This window comes from Agrobacterium sp. Ap1, assembly GCF_017313375.1.
GTDB lineage: Bacteria > Pseudomonadota > Alphaproteobacteria > Rhizobiales > Rhizobiaceae > Neorhizobium > Neorhizobium cellulosilyticum.
Genome location: NZ_JAFLMY010000025.1, coordinates 26079 through 46721 on the forward strand (window position 1 = coordinate 26079; position 20643 = coordinate 46721).

At 58.0% G+C, this 20643-nt stretch carries 20 protein-coding genes and 2 pseudogenes; 10 read left to right on the plus strand and 12 right to left on the minus strand.

Annotation, left to right across the window (positions count from 1 at the left end; genetic code table 11):
- The first annotated feature begins 188 nt into the window (after positions 1-188).
- The 5 genes from traA (at position 189) to traR (ending at position 7443) form a co-directional block, all read left to right on the plus strand.
- The gene (gene traA, locus JZX87_RS26700; RefSeq protein ID WP_206828904.1) at positions 189-3821 is read left to right on the plus strand and encodes a Ti-type conjugative transfer relaxase TraA; all 3633 of its coding nucleotides are present in this window, start codon (positions 189-191) and stop codon (positions 3819-3821) included.
- Positions 3818-4384: a conjugative transfer signal peptidase TraF gene (gene traF / locus JZX87_RS26705; protein ID WP_148148630.1), complete on the plus strand. Its 567-nt coding sequence runs from the start codon at positions 3818-3820 to the stop codon at positions 4382-4384. Before traA ends, traF begins: the two co-directional genes overlap by 4 nt.
- Positions 4374-5537: a conjugal transfer protein TraB gene (locus JZX87_RS26710; protein WP_206828905.1), complete on the plus strand. Its 1164-nt coding sequence runs from the start codon at positions 4374-4376 to the stop codon at positions 5535-5537. Before traF ends, JZX87_RS26710 begins: the two co-directional genes overlap by 11 nt.
- Positions 5538-5550: 13 nt before the next feature.
- Positions 5551-6162 (plus strand): TraH family protein, encoded by a 612-nt coding sequence (locus tag JZX87_RS26715; RefSeq protein ID WP_206828906.1) that lies wholly within the window; start codon positions 5551-5553, stop codon positions 6160-6162.
- 576 nt (positions 6163-6738) lie between these two features.
- Positions 6739-7443, plus strand: a complete 705-nt coding sequence (traR, locus tag JZX87_RS26720; protein WP_148148626.1) for an autoinducer-binding transcriptional regulator TraR — start codon at positions 6739-6741, stop codon at positions 7441-7443.
- On the opposite strand, the gene JZX87_RS26725 is transcribed toward traR, so the two are convergent.
- Positions 7436-7753 (minus strand): transcriptional repressor TraM, encoded by a 318-nt coding sequence (locus JZX87_RS26725; protein ID WP_206828907.1) that lies wholly within the window; start codon positions 7751-7753, stop codon positions 7436-7438. The two genes, traR and JZX87_RS26725, sit on opposite strands and share 8 nt — an antisense overlap.
- Positions 7754-8176: 423 nt before the next feature.
- On the opposite strand from JZX87_RS26725, the gene JZX87_RS26730 reads away from it, so the two are divergent.
- Both JZX87_RS26730 and JZX87_RS26735 read left to right on the plus strand, forming a co-directional pair.
- A complete protein-coding gene (locus JZX87_RS26730) occupies positions 8177-8485 on the plus strand; it encodes a type II toxin-antitoxin system TacA family antitoxin (RefSeq protein WP_206828908.1) in 309 nt (102 codons plus the stop codon).
- The gene (locus JZX87_RS26735; protein ID WP_206828909.1) at positions 8485-9027 is read left to right on the plus strand and encodes a GNAT family N-acetyltransferase; all 543 of its coding nucleotides are present in this window, start codon (positions 8485-8487) and stop codon (positions 9025-9027) included. The genes JZX87_RS26730 and JZX87_RS26735 overlap by 1 nt, the downstream gene beginning before the upstream one ends.
- Before the next feature lie 11 nt (positions 9028-9038).
- On the opposite strand, the gene trbI is transcribed toward JZX87_RS26735, so the two are convergent.
- Genes trbI through trbB form a run of 11 tightly spaced genes read right to left on the minus strand, consistent with a single transcriptional unit; the run spans position 9039 to position 18579 of the window.
- A complete protein-coding gene (gene trbI, locus JZX87_RS26740) occupies positions 9039-10340 on the minus strand; it encodes an IncP-type conjugal transfer protein TrbI (protein ID WP_206828910.1) in 1302 nt (433 codons plus the stop codon).
- Positions 10341-10355: 15 nt separating this feature from the next.
- Positions 10356-10802, minus strand: a complete 447-nt coding sequence (trbH, locus tag JZX87_RS26745) for a conjugal transfer protein TrbH (protein WP_206828911.1) — start codon at positions 10800-10802, stop codon at positions 10356-10358.
- A gap of 3 nt (positions 10803-10805) precedes the next feature.
- A complete protein-coding gene (trbG, locus tag JZX87_RS26750) occupies positions 10806-11636 on the minus strand; it encodes a P-type conjugative transfer protein TrbG (RefSeq protein ID WP_206828912.1) in 831 nt (276 codons plus the stop codon).
- Between the two features lie 15 nt (positions 11637-11651).
- Complete coding sequence (locus tag JZX87_RS26755; RefSeq protein WP_206828913.1) at positions 11652-12314, minus strand: conjugal transfer protein TrbF; 663 nt, start codon at positions 12312-12314, stop codon at positions 11652-11654.
- Between the two features lie 24 nt (positions 12315-12338).
- A complete protein-coding gene (gene trbL, locus JZX87_RS26760; protein WP_206828914.1) occupies positions 12339-13517 on the minus strand; it encodes a P-type conjugative transfer protein TrbL in 1179 nt (392 codons plus the stop codon).
- Positions 13518-13521: 4 nt separating this feature from the next.
- The gene (locus JZX87_RS26765) at positions 13522-13698 is read right to left on the minus strand and encodes a DUF2749 domain-containing protein (protein ID WP_206828915.1); all 177 of its coding nucleotides are present in this window, start codon (positions 13696-13698) and stop codon (positions 13522-13524) included.
- A complete protein-coding gene (gene trbJ, locus JZX87_RS26770; protein WP_286195090.1) occupies positions 13692-14459 on the minus strand; it encodes a P-type conjugative transfer protein TrbJ in 768 nt (255 codons plus the stop codon). The genes JZX87_RS26765 and trbJ overlap by 7 nt, the downstream gene beginning before the upstream one ends.
- Positions 14460-14493: 34 nt before the next feature.
- Positions 14494-16929, minus strand: coding sequence for a conjugal transfer protein TrbE (locus tag JZX87_RS26775; RefSeq protein WP_206828917.1), 2436 nt, complete (start codon positions 16927-16929; stop codon positions 14494-14496).
- Positions 16930-16939: 10 nt separating this feature from the next.
- Positions 16940-17239, minus strand: a complete 300-nt coding sequence (locus tag JZX87_RS26780; protein WP_183686436.1) for a conjugal transfer protein TrbD — start codon at positions 17237-17239, stop codon at positions 16940-16942.
- Entirely contained in the window at positions 17232-17624 is a 393-nt protein-coding gene (locus JZX87_RS26785) for a TrbC/VirB2 family protein (RefSeq protein ID WP_148148418.1), read from the minus strand. The genes JZX87_RS26780 and JZX87_RS26785 overlap by 8 nt, the downstream gene beginning before the upstream one ends.
- Positions 17614-18579, minus strand: coding sequence for a P-type conjugative transfer ATPase TrbB (gene trbB / locus JZX87_RS26790; RefSeq protein ID WP_148148417.1), 966 nt, complete (start codon positions 18577-18579; stop codon positions 17614-17616). The genes JZX87_RS26785 and trbB overlap by 11 nt, the downstream gene beginning before the upstream one ends.
- A 356-nt stretch (positions 18580-18935) precedes the next feature.
- On the opposite strand from trbB, the pseudogene JZX87_RS31545 reads away from it, so the two are divergent.
- The 3 genes and pseudogenes from JZX87_RS31545 to repC form a co-directional block, all read left to right on the plus strand.
- A pseudogene (locus JZX87_RS31545) lies at positions 18936-19133 on the plus strand (plasmid partitioning protein RepA); the annotation flags it as partial.
- 85 nt (positions 19134-19218) lie between these two features.
- A pseudogene (gene repB / locus JZX87_RS26795) lies at positions 19219-19856 on the plus strand (plasmid partitioning protein RepB); the annotation flags it as partial.
- Between the two features lie 29 nt (positions 19857-19885).
- Positions 19886-20641 carry a plasmid replication protein RepC gene (gene repC, locus JZX87_RS26800; protein ID WP_353654268.1) on the plus strand — a complete coding sequence of 252 codons (756 nt, stop codon included), beginning with the start codon at positions 19886-19888 and terminating at the stop codon, positions 20639-20641.
- The last annotated feature ends 2 nt before the right edge of the window (positions 20642-20643 follow it).

Here is a 20643-nt window from a genome sequence, read left to right on the forward strand (position 1 = left end):
GCTCGAAAGGTGCAAATTTGCACCTCGCCAAAGCGCCAGCTTTTGGCGAATGATCCCGCCGTTTCGAAGAAGCGGATCCAAGGGCGCAATTATACGTCGCTGGCGCGACGTGCTCGAAGAGCGGCCTGGCGGGGCCGCCGTTATCTTCGAACCGATTGAAATCGTTTGCCAAAAGGAAAAATTACCTCGTGGCCGTCCCGCATTTCTCAGTCAGTATCGTTGCGCGAGGCTCCGGCCGCAGCGCGGTCCTGTCTGCGGCGTATCGGCACTGCGCGACAATGGATTTCGAGCGGGAAGCAAGAACAATCGACTATCGCGCCAAGCAGGGTCTCTTGCATGAGGAGTTCGTGATCCCGGAAGATGCGCCCGACTGGTTGCGGGCGATGGTGGCTGAGCGGTCCGTCTCAGGGGCGTCCGAGGCCTTCTGGAACAGGGTGGAGGCGTTCGAGAAGCGGTCCGACGCCCAGCTTGCAAAGGACGTCACCATAGCCCTGCCAATCGAGCTGTCGGCCGAGCAGAATATCGCGTTGGTTAGGGATTTCGTTGAGCGGCATACCAAGGCGAACGGCATGGTGGCCGACTGGGTCTATCACGACGCGCCGGGCAATCCGCATATCCATCTGATGACGACGTTGCGACCGCTGACCGAGGATGGTTTTGGGGCGAAGAAGGTCGCAGTCCTCGCCCCCGATGGAAGGCCGCAGCGCAACGATGCCGGCAAGATCGTCTATGAGACTTGGGCCGGTGGTGCAGAGGATTTCAACGCCTTTCGCGAGGGATGGTTTGCCTGCCAGAACCGGCATCTTGCGCTCGCTGGATTGGACATCCGCGTGGACAGTCGTTCTTTCGAAAAGCAGGGGATCGCGCTAGAACCGACTATTCATGTCGGCGTTGGCGCGACGGCGATCGAGCGGAAGGCAGATGGCGCGGGGGAGGCCGCATCCGCCGCTGCGGTAAAGCTCGAACGGATCGAGCTTCAGGAAGAGCGCCGCGAAGAGAATGCCCGTCGCATCCAGCGGGATCCTGGCCTCGTCATCGATCTCATCACGCGCGAAAGAAGCGTTTTCGACGAGCGCGACATCGCCAAGGTCCTGCACCGCTATATCGACAATCCGGCCCTGTTTCGAGATCTGATGGCGCGGGTTCTGCAACACCCTGATGCGCTGCGGCTGGACAAAGAGCGGATCTTGTTTTCGACGGGTGCCCGGTCCCCGGCCAAGTACACTACTCACGAGCTCATCCGCATCGAAGCTGAGATGGCGAACAGGGCGCTATGGCTCGGTCGACAGCAGGCGCATCACGTTGCGAGCCGTGTTCTCGCCCAGACCTTTGAACGGCATGATCGTCTCTCGGACGAGCAGAAATCGGCCATCGAGCATATCTCGGGAAATCGTCGGATCGCTGCGGTCGTTGGCCGCGCTGGCGCCGGCAAGACGACCATGATGAAGGCCGCCCGGGAAGCTTGGGAAGCGGCCGGCTATCGCGTCGTCGGTGCCGCGCTTGCCGGCAAGGCCGCCGAAGGCCTGGAGAAGGAAGCGGGCATAGTGTCCCGCACGCTGGCGGCCTGGGAGCTGCGCTGGGATCAGGACCGTGACCGTCTCGACGAGAAGACCGTCATGGTCCTGGACGAGGCCGGCATGGTCTCCTCACGGCAGATGGCGCGCTTGGTCGAAGCTGCGACACTATCAGGTGCAAAACTGGTCCTGGTCGGCGATCCTGATCAGCTTCAGCCGATCGAAGCGGGTGCTGCCTTCCGCGCGATTTCCGAGCGGATCGGCTATTCAGAACTCGAGACTGTCTACCGGCAGCACGAGCAGTGGATGCGCAATGCCTCGCTCGAGCTTGCCCGTGGAAACGTATCGGATGCGCTCTCCGCCTACGAGAGCAAGGGCATGGTGCGAAACGGTTGGACTCGGGACGATGCCATCACGATGTTGATCGACGACTGGGACCGCGAATACGACCCAGCCAAGTCCTCCCTGATCCTTGCCCATCGCCGTATCGACGTCAGGATGCTGAACGATCTGGCACGCAGCAAGCTCGTCGAGCGCGGCCTCGTTGAGCCCGGCCATGCGTTCAAGACGGAAGATGGATTGCGTCAGTTTGCGGCAGGAGACCAGATCGTCTTTCTGAAGAATGAAGGATCGCTCGGTGTCAAGAATGGCATGCTGGCGCGTGTCGTTGAAGCGCAGCCAGGCCGCATCACCGCTGAGATCGGTAATGGCGGTGACCGGCGTCATGTCGTCGTCGAACAGCGCTTCTATACCAATGTCGACCATGGCTATGCCACGACCGTTCACAAAAGCCAGGGCGCCACCGTCGACCGAGTGAAAGTGCTGGCATCGAGAACGCTGGACCGGCATCTTTCCTATGTCGCGATGACCCGCCATCGCGAGACGGCCGAGCTCTATGTCGGGCTGGAAGAGTTCGCCCAGCGGCGCGGCGGCGTGTTGATGGACCATGGCGAAGCGCCCTACGAGCACAAGCAAGGCAACCGGGCCAGCTACTATGTCACGCTCAACTTTGTCGACGGTCAGGAACGCACGGTCTGGGGCGTCGATCTCGCGCGTGCGATGCATGAATCGAGAGCCGAGATTGGAGATCGCATCGGTCTTAAGCATATCGGATCGGAGCGCGTTACGCTGCCTGATGGCACCGAGGCGGATCGCAATTCCTGGAAGGTCGTGCCCGTCTCGGAACTCGCGATGGCGCGCGTGCATGAACGGCTGTCTCGTGACGGCTCCAAGGAAACGACGCTCGATTATCAGCACGCCTCTGCCTATCGCGGAGCACTCCGGTTTGCCGACACGCGTGGCCTGCATCTGATGAACGTCGGGCGCACCCTGCTGCGCGATCGGCTGCAGTGGACCATCCATCAGAAGGACAAATTGACCGATCTCGTTTCGCGGCTCGCTGCCATCGCGAGCCGTCTCGGATTGGGTCCAGGTTCTGCCAGCGAAATCCACACCCGCGGCGCATCCGAAACCCGCAGCCAGACCAACTCTGTCATACACGAGGAAAGGAAGCCCATGGTTGCTGGCATCAGCACATTTGCAAAATCGATCGAAAAATCCGTCGAGGACAAGGTCTCCGCCGATCCCGCCTTGAACAGGCAATGGCAGGAGGTCTCGGCCCGCTTCCACCTCGTTTATGCCGATCCGCAGGCGGCGTTCAATGCGCTCAATGTCGACGCCATGGTTGTCAATTCCGAAACTGCGCAGACAACAATCATGACGATTTACAAGCAGCCGGAAACCTTTGGCGCGTTAAAGGGCAAGACTGGTCTATTCGCCGGCAAGGCCGAAAGTCAGGCGCGCGAGACGGCGCTTGTGAATGTTCCGGCTTTGGCCCGTGACCTCGACGGCTATCTGCGGAAGCGGGCTGAAGCCGAGCGTCGCTACGAGGCCGAAGAGCGCGCAGATCGCTTGAAGGTCTCGATCGATATTCCGGCGCTGTCCGGTGCGGCCAAGCAGATCCTCGAAAAGGTGCGTGATGCTATCGACCGCAACGACCTTCCCTCCGGATTGGAATATGCGCTTTCCGACAAAATGGTGAAGGCAGAGCTGGAGGGATTTGCCAGAGCCGTCTCCGAGCGTTTTGGGGAAAGGTCGTTCCTGCCGCTCGCTGCGAAGGAGGCAGATGGCAAGGTGTTCGAGAAGCTTTCCACCGGCATGGCGCTGGCCCAGAAGGCCGAACTGGAGTCAGCATGGAACACGATGCGGACGGTGCAGCAATTATCTGCCCATGAGCGAACCGTGACCGCCCTCAAGCAGGCCGAGACCATGCGCCAAACGAAGACCGCGGGACTCTCCCTGAAATGAGCACCGAAACATTGTACAAGCGTCGTCCCAAGAGCGCAGGCCGACCTGTGGCTTTCATCCTGCTGGGCGCCTTGCTCTGCCTCACGGCGGTCCTGGCGGCAGGCTTCGGTGCTGGCATTAGGATCAACACGACACCGAGCGAGCCGCTCGGGCTCTGGCGCATCGTGCAGATCAATCGCCCGGTCGAGATCGGCGATCTCGTCTTTGTCTGCATGCCTGACAGCACCGAGCGTGAGGAGGGAAAATCGCGTGGCTATCTGAGATGGGGAATTTGCCCTGGCGGGACCGGGCCGCTGATAAAGGAAGTCGTTGCGATGGCTGGACAACAAGTTGCAATCGACACGAGCGTATCGATCGATGGTGTAAGGTTGGACCGCTCCCTACTCGTCAAACGTGATGGTCTCGGCCGGCCGCTACGCCCCTATCTCGGTGGGATCGTGCCGGCGGGACGGGTCTTTCTCCACTCTCCTTTCGAAGGCTCATGGGACAGTCGGTATTTTGGCCCGGTTCCGGTTTCGGGAATACTCGGACGCGCGCGCGAGGTGCTGACCTATGCGCCCTGATCGGTGGAAGACAGCGGTCCTCATAGCATGCGCGGTTGCAACTGGCTGGGTTGGATGGAGCGGCAATCTGTCCCTTCTGCCGGTTTCAGTGGCCTTCCCGTATCTGTGGTCACGCGCGCCAAGTCGGGCTTCGGCGGCGCTCTTGTCCGCGGGGTATTTCCTGGCAGCCTCGCGGGGATTGCCGTTGGGTGTCGCGGCCTTCTACCAATCCGATATTTGGCCAGGATTAATCTTGTGGCTGGTGGCGTCGAGCGGGTTTGTCTTCGTCCAATCTGTGCTCTGGACGGGTCGACAAGGTGGTCGAAGCGGTCTGGCCTATCTCATCGCCATGATCCTCATGGCTTCGCCTCCCTTCGGAGTTCTCGGCTGGGCTCATCCAATCACCGCTGCAGGCGTCGTCTTTGCCGGCTGGGGTTGGGTGGGGCTGATAGGGATGGCAGCCGGCCTCTCGATCATGGCGACGCGGTTTTGGCCGACTGCAGCCCTCACCTTCGCAGGTTGCTGGCTGTGGTCCGCCGCATTCTGGACGCAGCCTCAGATAGGGCGCGAATGGCGGGGCATCGACCTCCAATTGGGGGCCAGAATGGGCCGTGAAGCAGGACTCGCCTATCAGCATGATCTTCTTGCAACGATCGTTCGAAGCGAGCCCCCGAACCGGTTCGTCGTCCTGCCGGAAAGCGCTCTTGGCTTTTGGACGCCGACCGTCGCGACCGTGTGGCAGGCCAATGCTGTGAAGGGCCGCATGACTGTTGTCGCCGGGGCCGCCGTCGTCAACGAAACGGGATACGACAACGTTCTCGTCCGGATCACAGGCCAGCGCGCCGAGGTCGTCTACCGCGAGCGAATGCCGGTGCCGGGCGCGATGTGGCAGCCTTGGCGACAGCTGGCCGGCGAGAGCGGTGGTGCGCGCGCACATTTCTTCGCGAACCCTGTAGTCGAAATAGCCGGGAAGAAGATCGCCCCCCTGATTTGCTACGAGCAGCTCATCGTGTGGCCCATCCTCCAATCCATGCTGCATCACCCTGACATGGTCCTAGCCGTAGGAAACGGCTGGTGGACGACGGGCACATCCATAGTCGAAATCCAGCGCACGAGCGTCGTGGCCTGGGCTCGCCTTTTCTACAAGCCTTTCGTGATGTCCTTCAACACCTGACGGAGAGAGAAAAATGTACGCTGCCTTGACGAACGATTGCCTTGACGCAGCATTGCCCCCTGCCATAATCGAGCAGTTCGTTGCATCCGCCGGCTCAGACGATCCTTTGGCCATAACAATCAAGCAAGGGGGGCGCCTTGTCCTGATCCCGAAGCAGCGATCGCCCGAAGAGGCGTTGAGCACTGTAAGGGACTATGTGGGGCGCGCATCGGTTAGAGTCGGGGTAACCCAGCTCCCCGCCGGAATAGGACTTAACGACCCGTCTCAACTGCAGCCGGGTATTTTTGACCGCTGTGAGAATATGCGCATTGGGACCGCCCTGTTCGCGAAAGTCGCCCGGATCGTGACCAAGTGGTATGGCCGCCCAACTAACATCGAGCTTCTTCCTCAAATGATGGATGACGCGATCTATGCCTGGAGAACAGGAGAGTTTGAAGGACAGAATGTTTTCAAGACCGAAGATCCGGGCGGTCCTACGTTTTTCTTCAATGGATCCGGGGAAGTTCAGCCGATGGCGCTTATCAACGAACCGACGCGCCGCGACGAGAGGGAGAAAAACACTGACCCCAAAGACGCTGCAACTACAGGCATCCGCATCGATCTGTCGCGCATCGGTGGGCAGTAACGATGTCGATATTGAGAGCGAGGCCGAAATGACACGAAAATGCTCTAACGGATGCGTCGACACATTTGAATCATCATGGGGCAGTTTTCTTACAGAGCTTGTCGGATCTCTTGTCATCTTCCGCATCGCCAATCGCGTCGAAATGGCCTTTCAACAAGCGGTAGCTGGTCTGGACGAGGGCTATTACTTGCGCGTGATCAGATCAAGGCGATTACCACCATTGACGATCGCGCCCAGAACGTACGGCTCGCTGTAAGTCCACTGGCGGCTTTATAACTCGGGCCGATCGACCCGTTGTTGTAGGTCGTTCTTCCTGAAGTAGGTACCCGAACCAGGCCACTCGTGGCCTTCAGAAACGGCCTGTTTGACCCATGGGTGAGATAGACAATGGGTATAATCTGTTTGCAATTCAACCAACTCACGTTAAAATATGATATTTAGTCCGATATGTTTATGAAGTTTGCGATCTAGTATGCCCCATATTTTCGGCGATCACCGTCCGATCGCGCTGTAGTTTTATGCTTCCCTCTGAGAATTAGAGTCGATCGCGGGGCTTAAAGAGATGAGGAATCATTGATGGCCCGGTGGGTTGAAAAGCTTTTGGACATTAACGCGATAGCTCGTGATCAAAAGACGCTGAAATCGGCGCTTGCAGAACTCGCAGATAGGTTCGACTGTTCTGGATATGCTTTCGTCAACTTGCAACCCGGTCAGGCTTATGGAATCTCGAACTATCACCCCGAGTGGCAAGCGCGATATCGCGACAAAGGTTTTCAACTGCTCGATCCGGTGATGACGCAAGCGCGGCGCCTCATGCGCGCATTTTCATGGTCTGGTGACGCGCTGCGAAGTTCCCTATCCGCCAAGGAGCGGGGCTTCTTTTCTGACGCTTCCGATTATGACATCAGATCGGGTGTCTCCATCCCGATCGCCGCGCCGAACGGGGCAATCTCCATGCTGACTTTTGCATCTTCTAAACCAAAGCTGGTCATGGAGCGAGACATCAATGCAATTGCAGCGGCTTCTGCTGTCGGGCAATTGCATGCTCATATTGAGCATTTGCGGGTAAGGCCGACCATTGAGGAACAGGTTTATCTGACCCCTAAGGAGGCCACTTACCTTCGGTGGATCGAGCTTGGTAAGACCGTCGACGAGACGGCCGACCTCGAACAGGTGAAGTACAGCACGGTCCGCATCACCCTGGACGGTGCCAAGGAACGTTACAACCTAACCAACAATACGCAGTTGGTAGGACTGGCGATCCGGCGTGGCCTTATATGATTTGCGTAATCAAACCTTTTGGGGGCCGGCCCAGAATTTTCAAAAGCGTCGTCAATGCGGACATCTGCGCGTGCATTTCGATCGTTGCCTGAAGGTAGGCTAGATGTTCATTGCTCCCAGCTGCAGCACCTAATCTCTCCTCGGTAGGAAGCGCCTCAAATAGGGCTTCCGCTTTCTCTAAAAGATTGCGATGAGTTTTCATCGCTAGGGTAGTCAAATGTTCTACCACAGGCTCCGGCAAGCCTGCGAGAAGACCCACGAGGGGTCTGAGCTCGACGTCGGTGTATTTACCATTGGTTTCACCGGACAAGGACGCTCCTCCCAAAAAAGACAATGCGCGGTACCCCCCGCATTGTTCCTGACGCCTGGCGATCGGGGAGTTTGTAACCGAGCATACTCAGCCATGGACCTTTAGTTCCAAGGAACCTGGACATACGTCCACGGCTCCCCGACCATAAGTCGAGGAATTCGGCACCCTGACGGCGGACACCAGATCAGTATGCTTCGGGTTACAAAGCCCGGAGACAGCGCGTACTGCCTCGCAGGTGCTTATAGCGGTTGGCTTTTGAATCTTCCACTGCAGTTTTGTAGATGTGCTGCGAAGCCCCTCGATAGCTTGCGCTGAGCAATGGATCACAGAAAAGTGTGGTCAGAGGGCGAGGTATACCATCCCTGTTGATATGTACGCCTATATGACGTACATTTTAGAGCAGTTTCACGGCTGGGGGGATCCATGCATTCATCCAACGATATCACTGCCGACATCGATGAACCGAGCAACGCCCGGATGAACTTCCGCACCAAGCCGCGCATCAAGGATGCGATCCACCGGGCAGCGGCATTGTCTGGCATGGACGTCTCTGCCTTCACGATGAATGCGGCGTACAAGTTTGCTATCGAAACGATCGCTGCTCACGAGGCGACCATCCTCAAGTCTGCAGATCATGCGGCGTTTTTTGCAGCCCTCGACAACCCGGCTGCTCCTACAGATGCGTTGAAGAACGTCTTCAAACGTCACCGCGAGACTATCGATTCACGCTGATGCTGGAGAATGCAGAACCTACTTTCATCATTGAGCCGCTCGACCCGTCGAAGCACGATCGAGCGGCTTTCTCATGCGGCGTGCCTCAGGTCGACAACTTCATCAAGAAGACGGCTAACATACTAACCATGGCAGATAACCTCCGTGTCTGGATCATGACCGAGGATGGGACCTCCATCATCGGCTTTTATGCCATCAACGCCCATTCGATCGACTACCAGGATCTTCCAGAAAAGTTCGCTCGTAATCGGCCAGGACACGGATTCATCCCTGCAGCCTATATCTCAATGATCGGCCGTGATGAGAGATTCAGGGGCGGCGGACATGGAGGTGTTCTTCTTGCCGATTGCTTGCAGCGCATAGCGCCGGTCGCTGACCAGATCGGCACGGCAATCACTGTGCTTGACGTTTTGGATTGTGGCGATGCTGAAAGAACAAGTCGACGCATGGAGCTGTACGCTGGGTACGGTTTCTTACCGTTTCCTTCGAAGCCAATGCGTATGTTTTTGCCTGTCGCGACGATAAAGCAGTTGCTCGGCTGAGTCTTCTCTACTCATCGGGTATAAAGGCCTGGGAAAATGATATCCTGGTCAACAAGTACATTGAACCTGTAGCCTGGTCTGATCGTGATCGTCGGCTGCACGCCGAGGTTTTTCGAAATCGTCTGTTCCGCAACTCGCCCAAAGGTCTCGGCAAAGTTCCGGCGCGCTGCGTCAGAGGCCGTATCTTGTGTGGCCAGCGTCGAGCTCTGGGGCATCGACATGTCGATGCCGGTTCCGATCAAGGCGATCATTGCTGCGGATCCGAACGTCCTCAGGTAGTGATTGTCGACCTTGTCCGTAAAGGCGCCATAGCCTTCAGAGTCCGTGCCAGCCATCCCACCTATCTGCAAGGTCGAGCCATTCGGGAAGATGATGTCCGTCCAGACAACTAGGGTGCGGCTTTGGCCGAAAGAGACCTTGCTATCGTAGCGGCCGAACAGCTTCGTCCCCTGTGGAACCAGCAGAACATGGCCCGTAGAACTGTCGTAGACGTTTTGGCTGACCTGCGCAGTGATACGGCCGGGCAGATCGGAATTGATCCCTGAAATCAGCGTGGCGGGAATCACGGAGCCGCGCTTGAGTTCATAGCGCGATTGCTGTGGTACAACCTGATCGGGCAAATAGCCGAGATCCTTGATGTCGGCATTGAAAAAGTCTTCCTTCGAAGCCTGGCCATTCTGATCGCCGCCTGCTCCCACCGCGCCCGCACGCAATGCCGCGGCGTAAAGGTCGGATGCTTCACCAGCCGGCTGCGCCCCCTGTTGACGGGTCGCCGCACCGGCGGTTCCAGCCCCCTTGGCTTCGACATCAGAAATATCGACTTTCAGGGGTGAGTCGAGCGCGGCACCTTTGGCCTGGAGACTTGCCATTCGCTGTCTTTGCTGCTCGCGCGCGATCTGTTCCCGTTGTTCGCGCAGCATGCGTGCGTTCCATTCTTCATCGGATTCCGTCTGCGGGCGCCGCGCCTGTTGCGGTTCTTGCCTCGCTTCCGGCTGCTTCTCCTGCACAATAACGGGCGTGGTCGTGACCGGGGTGGGTTGGAAGGCTGATGGATAGTCTCGGTCCCCGATGATGCCGTCCTTCACGCCGCGCTTCATTTGCTCGGCGAAATTGGACGCTGGAGCGTTCGCGCCGCCATCTTGCGGAGCCTGCTGCCCAAACCGGTATCCGCGCGAGGAAAGGCCGTAGACAAGGACGGCAAGGAAAAGCACCGCTATGCCAATCCCGATGAACAAGGGCATGCGGTTAAGGCGCTTCATCCCCGTGTGGTCGGAAGAAGGATTGGAATTACCAAGTTGCAGCGATTGGACCATGAGCCTCCTCCTTCGTCAGTTACGCTTCATGAGAGAAAGAGGGCTCGCAGGGACTGCGACGCCGTTGGTGATGGAATAGGCGCGGCCGAGTTCAAGAGTATCTGTCGAGAGGCGTGCCAACACCTGTCCGTCCAGGCTAGCAAGCGAATAGGCAATCTCCACCGGTTTCGCAGCATCCTTGGCGGATCCAGACTTCTCATCCGAGATGACCGAATAGCCCCAGCCCTTCAGGGCGGCCTCCAGCGCGACGGCAAAATCCGACGTATCCTTGTGCAATTTGATGGGCGTTGCGGTCGATCCCGCCTGTTCGGCGAAACGGCCGGCCATATCGCCGGCGATTGCGCTTGCCGCCGGCCCTGCGATTTCGGGCGGCGCAGCGCTAGTGGTCAGGCCATCGGACGCCGTCTGGCAGCCGGTCAATCCCATTGCTATCGCGAGCGGAAGGAGAAAGCGGGTCCGCATCGTCTACCCTCCCCGCCGAATGGTGATCTTCTGCTGTTTCCAGCCAACGCCGGAGATGAGGACGGCCTTGTCGATATTGTAGTCGACGATCATCATGTTGTTCTTCATTCGGTAGTTGACGATCCGGTTCTGGCCTCCGGAGACGACGAAGAGCACGGGTGCGTCCTGACCGGAAATCGCTCGCGGGAACTGGATGTATGTCTTCTGGCCATCCGAAAAGACCCGGCTCGGGCGCCATGGTGCACTGCCACTCAAGGAATAGGAAAAAGCGAGCTGCTCTGGAGGCACGCCTCCTCCTGGCCCGGTCATCGCATGGATCCGGGCATTGATGTCCGAGAGTTTTGTCGCAGCGTCTTCCGGATATTCGAAACCGATGCGCGCCATGTACTGGCTCGGGTGGGACTTGAGCTGGATGTGATATGTCCTGCGCGATGTCGTCACCACCATCGAGGTGACGAGGCCCGGCTCCGACGGTTTCACGATGAGATGAATCGCCTGCCCGCCGGCCGCCCCGGAGGTTGCCGGTTCGACTTTCCAGCGGACTGTATCGCCGACCAGGACGTCGCGGACTATCTCGCCCCCTTGCAGTTCGATATCGCAGACCTGCAAGGGCGAGCAGACCACCGAGGGCTGCGTCTCGCCGAATAGAAAAATGACCTTACCGTCGGGACCGCGTGTTACGAGGCCGGCTTGCCCACGCCATTTTCCTGAAAGTGTCGTGCCTTTCACCTCATTCCTGTTCAGGCTTTGCGACCGGACCGGTTCTGCCATTGTGAGCACCGCCGCGCCTAGCAACAGAAGGCCGGCGACCGCGTTTGAAGTTTTCGTCCCCATTTCCATCCCCTGCTCCTACAGTTGCGCGGTCCAATCGAAATCGGTCACATAGACGCCGATCGGATTGAGCCGGATCGTTGCTTCGTCTTGCGGTGAGGTGATCGAGACGGTTGCGATACCGCGAAAGCGGCGGGTTGCCGTTTCCTTTCCCTTCCGATCTCGCTCATACTCGGTCCAATCGATCTGATAGGTCTGATTGGACAGCGCCACGATATTGTTGACTTCGATCGCCACGGTCGCGTTGACCGCCTTCTCGAATGGTGAGTTCCCCCGAAACCAGGCATTGATCTTCTGGGTGGAGGGATCGTATGTGCGAAGCAGGGCGTAGGTCCGGTCGATATACTGCTTCTGCACGACTGCATCCGGCGTTATCGATCGAAAGCTCGAGATGAAATTGCCAAGCGTGGCGCGAACAACGCGGGTATCGGCATATTCGATCTGCTGCGGGAAGCCGCCCGAAACGGTGTTGCCGAGTTTGTCCACTTCAACGATGTAAGGGACAAGCCTCACCTGGGTGCTCAGATAGAGCGCATAGCTGAAGCCGATCACGGCCATGCCGAGACTCAATATGCCGACGGCCCGCCAGGCGGAGGCAGCCCTCACATAGGAGCCATATCGTTCCGACCACTCCTGCCGTGCGGCAAGATACGGGTTATCCGGTGCGCGCGGCGCTGCCATTATGACCATCCTGTTTTAGAGAATCTATTTGTCCGGGCGCTCTGGTGGCGTCGGTGATGAAGATGACTTGCCACGCGCCTGATCAAGTTTTGCGTTGGCCAACCCCAGGATCGAACCTGCATAGGCCCCAGGAGATCCGATCGCCTTCTCCTTGGCTGCGGATCCCGCCGCCGATGCTCCGGCTCCGAAGCTTGCCCCCATGCCACGAAGGGCGGCTCCAGCAACCGACGATCCCCCTGCCCTCGCCGATTGCGCGGCTGAGAAGCCGGCGCCCACCGCGCCAGCCGCGAGAAACGCACCGCCGGCCGCAAACGACGCGGCCTGTCCGCCATGTCGGATGCTTTCCATGCCGCCGGAAACCGACGCACCCTGAACGATGCCCTGTATGATGTTGGGGACATACATCGCGACAATGAAGACGACGACCGCGATACCAGCGATCGCTAACGCTGTCTGGAATTGATCACCGATGTCAGTTCGATTTGCTAGTCCAATCAGGACCTCGGAGCCGATCCGAGAAATCATGACCAGCGCCATCAATTTCATACCGACTGAGAACGCATAAATCAGGTAACGGATAGCAAAATCCTTCGTGAAGGATGATCCACCCAAACCAAGCATGATCATCCCGGCGAGCAGGCCGAGATACATTTCGACCATCACAGACACGAAGATCGCGGCAACGAGCGAAAATGCCATTACCGTCACGACCATCGCAAGCGCCGCTGAAATTGCGAGTGCATTGTCCTCGAACAGGCCAAACTGCACCTTCTCGGACATCTTGGTCGCAACGGCCAAACCCGCGTTGAACACATCGGCTGGCGACGCCGAGCCTCCACCAGCGCCGATCTGAAACAGGCTATCGACGAGCACCTTCGCGAAACTCGGACCCTGCGCGAGAATGAAAGCGAAGAAGCCCACGAACATGATGCGCCGGACCAATTCGGCAAACCAACTGTCGAGGGAGGCGGCCTGAATGGCCAACCATACCGCCGCTATACCGATCTCGATCCCCGCGAGGATCCAGAAGAGCGATATCGCCGCATCCGTGACAGTCGTCTCCCATCCTTTGGCGGCAGTAGTGATCTCGCTCTGAAGAGCGGTTAGGATCGATCCCTCCTGTGCGAGCGCGGGCTGAACCGCTAACATCATGACTACGACAAGCCCGGCAATGCGCCTGATCCTTTGAAGCTTAGACGTCATGCGATCACCACTCGACCTTCATCTTCTCGCCGCCCGACGTTGGGTACTCCTTCCTCGGCGCGTAGAACTTTTTGCGCCGTTCTTGTGCCGTGTGTCTCTCAGAAGCCAGCATCCAGAGCCCTGCTCCGCCGAGGGAGACGATATCGGCTGCTATAGCTATGATCAGTTTCCCTCTCACCATTCCACCTTCATTTTTTCACCGCCGGATGTTGAGGGTGCTGTCGCTTTAAAGAATTCTTCACGGCGTGCCTGGGCCAGATCCTTGTCAGTCTGTTCGCTTTGCAGCCAGGTCCCCATCAGCGTGGTCTGCTGCGAGACGATGCCTCGCAGCTTCTGCATCTGGGCAACTTGCTGAGCGGCAATCTGGTGACCGACCTGCAGCGCCTTCATCTGGCCATCTGCCGACTGCGACATCGAGCGTAGCTCGCTCATCGTGTCTTCTTCGCTATCGAACTGTTCGGCCGTCAGACTCGCGGCCTTCAGCGTGCTGGCGATCGTGTCGCGGTTGGTATTCGACCAGGTCTGATAGGTAGATGAGAAAGTATCTGCGTTTGGCAAACTGGTTTTGAGATCCGCATAACTCTTAAAGCGTTGCTTCAAGAGGTCATCGGCATTGCCCATCGAAAATGCGATGCCTTGCCCCTGATTGACGAGATTTCGCAATCGGTTCAGATCGCCTTCGACGTGGCCCCAGAAATGGCTCGGCAGCTGCGCCGTGTTTTGCAGCATATTCCCGTAGATGTTGAGCTGATTCTGGATTTGCTCGGCAAGCTGCGTGATTTGGGTGATCTGGTTTTCGATTTGGGTGGCGGACTGGCCGACCAACGAGATGAGCTCACCGTTGTTGAGAAGCTGCGTCCACTCTGTTGCCTGGCCCGTGGCCGCTCCGGCGAATGATGTGGCGGGCGTAAATGCCATGCCGAACGCGATGGCGATCGACATGATTGTTCGCCCTGCCATAGGTGACTGGTTTCGGTTATCCATGGTAAGTGATCCCCCTTTCGATAAGCCACTTCCCTGGCCATTCTGGCCCGTGGGCGGATTGCAGTGCCCGAATGCGGGCGAGGTCGGATTTTCCCGAAGCGCCGACGAATGACAGCGTGACCGGGCCGAGCGCCATATCGAACAGGCGCCGCCCATCCGGGGAGGTCACGTAATATTCGCGCTTGGGGATGGCGTTCGCGACAATCTCGATCTGTCGCTCGTTGAAGCCGATCCGCTCATAGAATTCTCTCGTGCCGGTCTCACGTGCAGCCCCGTTGGGAAGGCAGATCTTCGTCGGGCATGACTCCTTCAGAACGTCAATGATCCCCGAGCGCTCGGCATCCGAAATCGATTGCGTCGCGAGAATGACGGCGCAGTTCGCCTTACGCAGGACCTTCAGCCATTCCCGAATCTTGTCGCGGAAAACCGGGTGGCCGAGCATGAGCCAGGCTTCATCGAGAACGATGAGGCTCGGACGCCCGTCGAGACGCTTTTCGATGCGCCGAAACAGATAAGTCAGGACGGGCACTAGGTTGCGCTCGCCCATGTTCATCAATTGCTCTATCTCGAAGCACTGGAAACGGCCGAGCGTCAGGCCGTCGGATTCAGCGTCGAGAAGCTGGCCCATCGGGCCATCAACCGTATAGTGATGGAGGGCATCCTTGATCTCACGCATCTGGACCCCGCTGACGAAGTCGGACAGTGAACGACCGGGCGCAGAAGCCATCAGGGCGATCTGCCTCGAGATCGCATTGCGGTGATCCGGTGTGATCGTCACGCCCTGCAGGGCGACCAAGGTCTCGACCCACTCGGACGCCCAGGCTCGGTCGCCGTCAGTCGAAAGTTCCGAAAGCGGGAAGAAGGCGAGGTTCGCCCCCTCCCCCATATCGCCACCGATCTCGTAATGGTCGCCGCCGGCAGCCAGCGTCAGCGGCAGCATGGAATTTCCCTTGTCGAAGGCGAAAATCTGGGCGTTCTCGTACCGGCAAAACTGAGCCGCAGTCATGGCCAGCAAAGTCGATTTTCCCGAACCGGTCGGCCCGAAGATCAGCGTGTGGCCGACGTCGTCTACATGCAGGTTCAACCGAAATGGCGTTGAGCCGGAAGCCACCTGCATGAGCGGCGGCGCATCCGGCGGATAGAAGGGGCAAGTGGCCGTTGGACTGCCCGACCAGACAGAATTGAGTGGGACGAGATCAGCGAGATTACGCGTATTGATCAACGGCTCTCGAATATTGCAGTACCAGTTTCCAGGCAGGCTTCCAAGAAATGCATCGGTCGCATTCAGCGTCTCAATCCGGGCGCCAAATCCCTCGGCCTGGATCAAACGACGGACAGCTTCGGCTTTCTCCTGAAGGATTGCGCGGTTTTCGTCGAACAGGATGATGACAGGCGTGTAGTAGCCATAGGCGACAAGCTGCGATGATGCCTCGGCAATTGCATCCTCGGTCTCCGCCACCATCGACATGGCATCCTGATCGACGGATCGGGATTGCGTCTGAAACAGCTGATCGAAAAACGGCCGAACTTTCTGTTGCCACTTCTTGCGGGTCCGCTCAAGGCGCTGCTTGGCCTCTTCAGCATCGAGGAAGATGAAGCGAGACGACCAGCGATAGGTGAGCGGCATGAGGTTGAGGCTATTGAGAATACCTGGCCAGCTCTCGGCCGGAAGGCCGTCGATCGCGATCACGCCGAGAAATCTGCTTTCGATGCGTGGCGTCAGGCCATGCTCCAGTTCGGCAGTCGCCAGCCAGTCGAGATACATGGAGATTTCCGGCAGCCGCACCGGATGGTTCTCGCCGGTGATCGCGAAGCGGATGAATTGAAAGAGCTCGTCATAGCGCGCGATACGTTGACCGCCTCTCTCGCGTGCTTCACGGGTCTGCATTCGCTGCACCGAGACGACATTGCCTAGATACTGCTCGATCTCGCGGATTGAGCGCCGGAAGGTTTCCAGCACTGTTTCCGCATAGCTAGCCGTCCGGCTTTCGGTGTCGGAATAGATGTATCTCGTGAGACCACTGCGGCGTCTCTCCGGCGGCCGGTAAGTCAGGATCAGGGCATGCCGGCTTTCGAAGTGGCCCTGCTCGCGTCCAAAATGCCTGCGGCGTTCATCATCGATCATCGCGGTAACAGCGTCTGGAAAGTAACTCCGATCAGACGAAGGATAGTCGATGGTCGGAACGCGCACGGCTTCCACCTGAATCATCCAGCCGGACCCGAGGCGGGAGAGAATGGCGTTGATCTGCCGGGACAGTTCGTTGCGCTCGAAGTCGGTCGCGCTCTCCGAATCCGGACCGGCGAAATACCACCCGGCCATCAGGCTCCCGTCCTTCAAAAGCAGGATGCCGTTATCGACTAGGCCGGCATATGGGACGAGATCGGCGAAGGACGGGCCGGTCGATCGAAAGGCGCGCAGTGCCACCATCTTGGAAACCTCAGTAGCTTCGCCAGGGGGAGGATGTCGGCAGGTAGTGCGCGCGGTAGCGCATGTGGCGCACATATACCTGCCGCATCACCGGGTCGGATTTCGCCATCATCCGCAGCGCGCCAACAACGACGATCCAGATCGCAACACCGAAAAGGGCAGAATAAAGCGTGAGCACCACGAAGATCAGGATCACCGAGGCGAGCCCCGCCAAGAGCACCAGTTCTCGATCCGCTCCCATCAAAAGGTTCGGGCGCGAGAGCGCGCGATGAATGCGATTGCGATGGAGCGCGGAGCCGGCGTCAGCCATTGGCCCTCTCCTCTCTCGCTGGCTCCGATCCAAGTGGCGGGTTCGTTTGGTCGGCGACTGTAGAAATCCCGATCGATGCACCGGTCGCCCCGAAGAGACCGACAATTGTCGTTGCGCCGAGCAGGATGCCGGCAACGAGCACTACATACATGAGGCGCCGCGCGAAATCGTTGAGCTCGCCGCCGAAGATCAACATGCCGCCGGCGATCGCAACGGCGGCAAGTGCGATATAGCCGGCAACCGGGCCAGTGATTGATTCCTGGATCTGCTGGAGCGGTCCTTCCCATGGCAGACTGCCGCCCGAGCTGGCAAGCGCCGGCCCGACGATCGATGCGCCGAAGATGGCTGCGAGAATTCCCAAACGGAGCAGACGATTATGCGGCATGGCTGTCCTCATCGATTTGTGGATAATGTTCAGTCTGGTAGCGGGAACCGGTGAAGCCCTCGACATGAAGGACTTCCCTCACACGCCGTCCGCGGCCGGCGCGCTCAATCGAGATCACCAGATCGACCGCTTCACCGATGACAGCTTGCATCGACTGTTGGCTCGCCTCGGCGGTCAGTTGCTCAAGGCGGCGCAGCGCCGACATCGCCGTGTTGGAATGGATTGTCGTCACACCGCCCGGGTGGCCGGTGTTCCAGGCCTTGAGTAACGTGAGAGCGGCCCCATCGCGCACCTCCCCGACAATGATCCGGTCAGGACGCAAGCGCATCGTGCTCTTGAGAAGCCTAGCCATATCGATGGCGTCGCTCGTATGGAGGCTGACGGCATTTTCCGCTGTGGACTGGATTTCGGTAGTGTCCTCAAGGATGACCATACGGTCATCGGGCGCCGATTTGACAACTTCGGCGATGACAGCGTTCGCGAGCGTCGTCTTCCCGGACCCTGTACCGCCTGCGATGACGATGTTGAGCCGATTGGCGATAGCGCTTCGGATGATTGAACGCTGTGCTTCCGTCATGATGCCTGTGGTGACGTAATCGTCGAGCGGAATCAGGTGCGACGCGCGCCGCCGGATGGTGAAAGTGGGAGAGTTGACGACGGGAGGGAGGAGCCCCTCGAAACGGTGGCCACCCATAGGAAGCTCACCGGAGATGATGGGGCGCTCTCCATCGGCCTCGGATTGCAGAGAGTGAGCAACGGAGCCGATCACCGTTTCCGCGGCTGCCGGCTCCATCTTGCCCGCCGGGGCGACACCGTGCCCGAGCCGTTCGATGAACAGCTTGCCATCGGGATTGAGCATGATCTCGACGACGGTTGGGTCGTCGAGGGCAACACATAAGCGCTCACCAAGCGCGTTCTGCAGTTTCCGGACAAGGCGGTAGTGCGATTGAAGCATTGATGAGATCGTCCCCTCGTTTGAATATGCGTGGAGACAAACCGTGAGCAGGCGGTGTTGTCGAGGTGCAAATTTGCACCTCGCGAGTTGGGAGGGCTACCAATGTTGCCGCAATTCTATCGCCCTAGAAGTGCAATCAAGCGTCAAAGTCGTTTTAACGAAGCTGCCCGATGCTGCCAAGCAAGAGCCTAATTTCTAAAGGATTTATCGACACTTGGTGGAGCTGCAGTGATTGCATTAAGTTATCGTTAACCAAAAATCTCTCGCTCGCCGTTAGAAATCAGAGCTTAGTGCCAATGGCGAAACTTTGCAGGTTTTGCGGAAAATATCGCCACTGGTAGGGAATGGATTTTGGGATGGCGAAGAGCGCCGTAAAAGCAGCACCGGCAATAGAAGGTCAGACGGCCTTGATGGAGAGGCACGCCGACGCGTTGCCTACGCAATTGCAAGCCCATCACCTCAAGGTCTTTCCGCCAACTGCTGAAAAAGGCATTCGCTCCTTCGGTCCATCAGAGGCTGCTAAACTCCTCGAAATTGGGGAAACGTATCTCCGCGCAAACTGCTACTGGCCCATGAGGCGATGAATGCAGTTCACGATTAAATCGAAGGTCTAATCAAGAAAGCGTGGGGTAGGTCTGCATGAGCCGCAAGCACATCCTTGGCGTAACAACAGACAACGCAGTTACACACGTAACGGACAGCCGTGCCGCAAGACCTCGCGCGATGCCGCTCCTTGGAGTTGCACGTAAGGAGCGCGATCCTGCGCCCAAGTTAACGGCAAACATTGGCAATGCGCTTCCCGAACAGAACGACCGTTTGGGACGTGCAGAAGATATTGAGCGTCGGCTCTCGGAAGGCCAAACGGTTGTCGATCTGGACGCGGGAACAATTGAACCATCGTTCGTTCAAGAACGTATGTCAGGGGACATATCCGGCTTACTCGCGTCCATCAAGGATCAGGGGCAGCAGGTTCCCATCCTGGTCAGACCGCATCCTGATCAACCAGGTCGCTACCAAGTAGCATTCGGCCATCGCCGTCTTCGTGTCCTTGCGGAACTTGGTTTGCCAGTCAAGGCTATCGTTCGCGAACGAGCGATGAACAGCTTGTGGTCGCTCAAGGACAAGAGAACAACGAGCGGGAAGATCTTAGCTTTATTGAGAAGGCTCGCTTTGCACACCAACTGAATAAGCAATTTCCTCGAGAAATCGTGATTGCCGCGATGTCGGTCGATAAGAGCAACCTCTCAAAGATGCTTCATCTCGTCAATTGTGTCCCCGAGATTGAGCCAGTCAAAAAAGCTGACAAGTGGAAGATCTTTCGCGACACGTCGGTCCCCTACGAAAAGCTTGGCTTCAGTCCAGCAGCCCCGCTGTTCTCGATGCTCTCTTAAGTTTCTACCCGGAAAATGAACTCCGACACGATGCACAGATGATCGTCTTTCCATCGAATATCCAATTGTGCCTTCGAGCTCACAGAATGGTGCCATTTGCGGCGCTGGTTGAAGCCGGACTAATCATTCGCAGAGATAGCCCCAACGGCAAGCGGTATGCCCGTAGGGACAGAAGCGGCGATATTGAAACGCGCTTTCGGTTTCGACCTGTTCCCCCCTGCTCTCTCGTTCCGAGGAGCTGGCGTTTTTTTCCCAAGAAGTTGCCGCGGAACGTGAAGCGTTCCAGAGAGCAAGAAACCCTCACGATAAGCCGGCGTGATTGCCGAAAGCTCATAAGCGCGGCTCTGGAGGAGGGCGCGTCAGGCGACTGGGCGGGGATAGAAGACGCATACCTATCGCTGGTCTCCAAGATTCCTCGATCGCCAATCTTAGCGGATCTGCTTGATCTTCGTGATGAGTTGGATCTGCTCCGTGAAGAGGTAGTCAACAGATTGAAAGTTCGCATGAATGCAGAAAATTGTAGCAGCAATGATGCTCTTGGTGAGCAGCACACACAGAATTCAAAACCAGAATCTACAATTGAATTTGAACCAACCTCCGAGAAAGAGCAGGGAGCGAAAACTGTGCCTGACAAGCTCAGGCAGACATGTTCTCACCGCTCGCATTGCTAGCT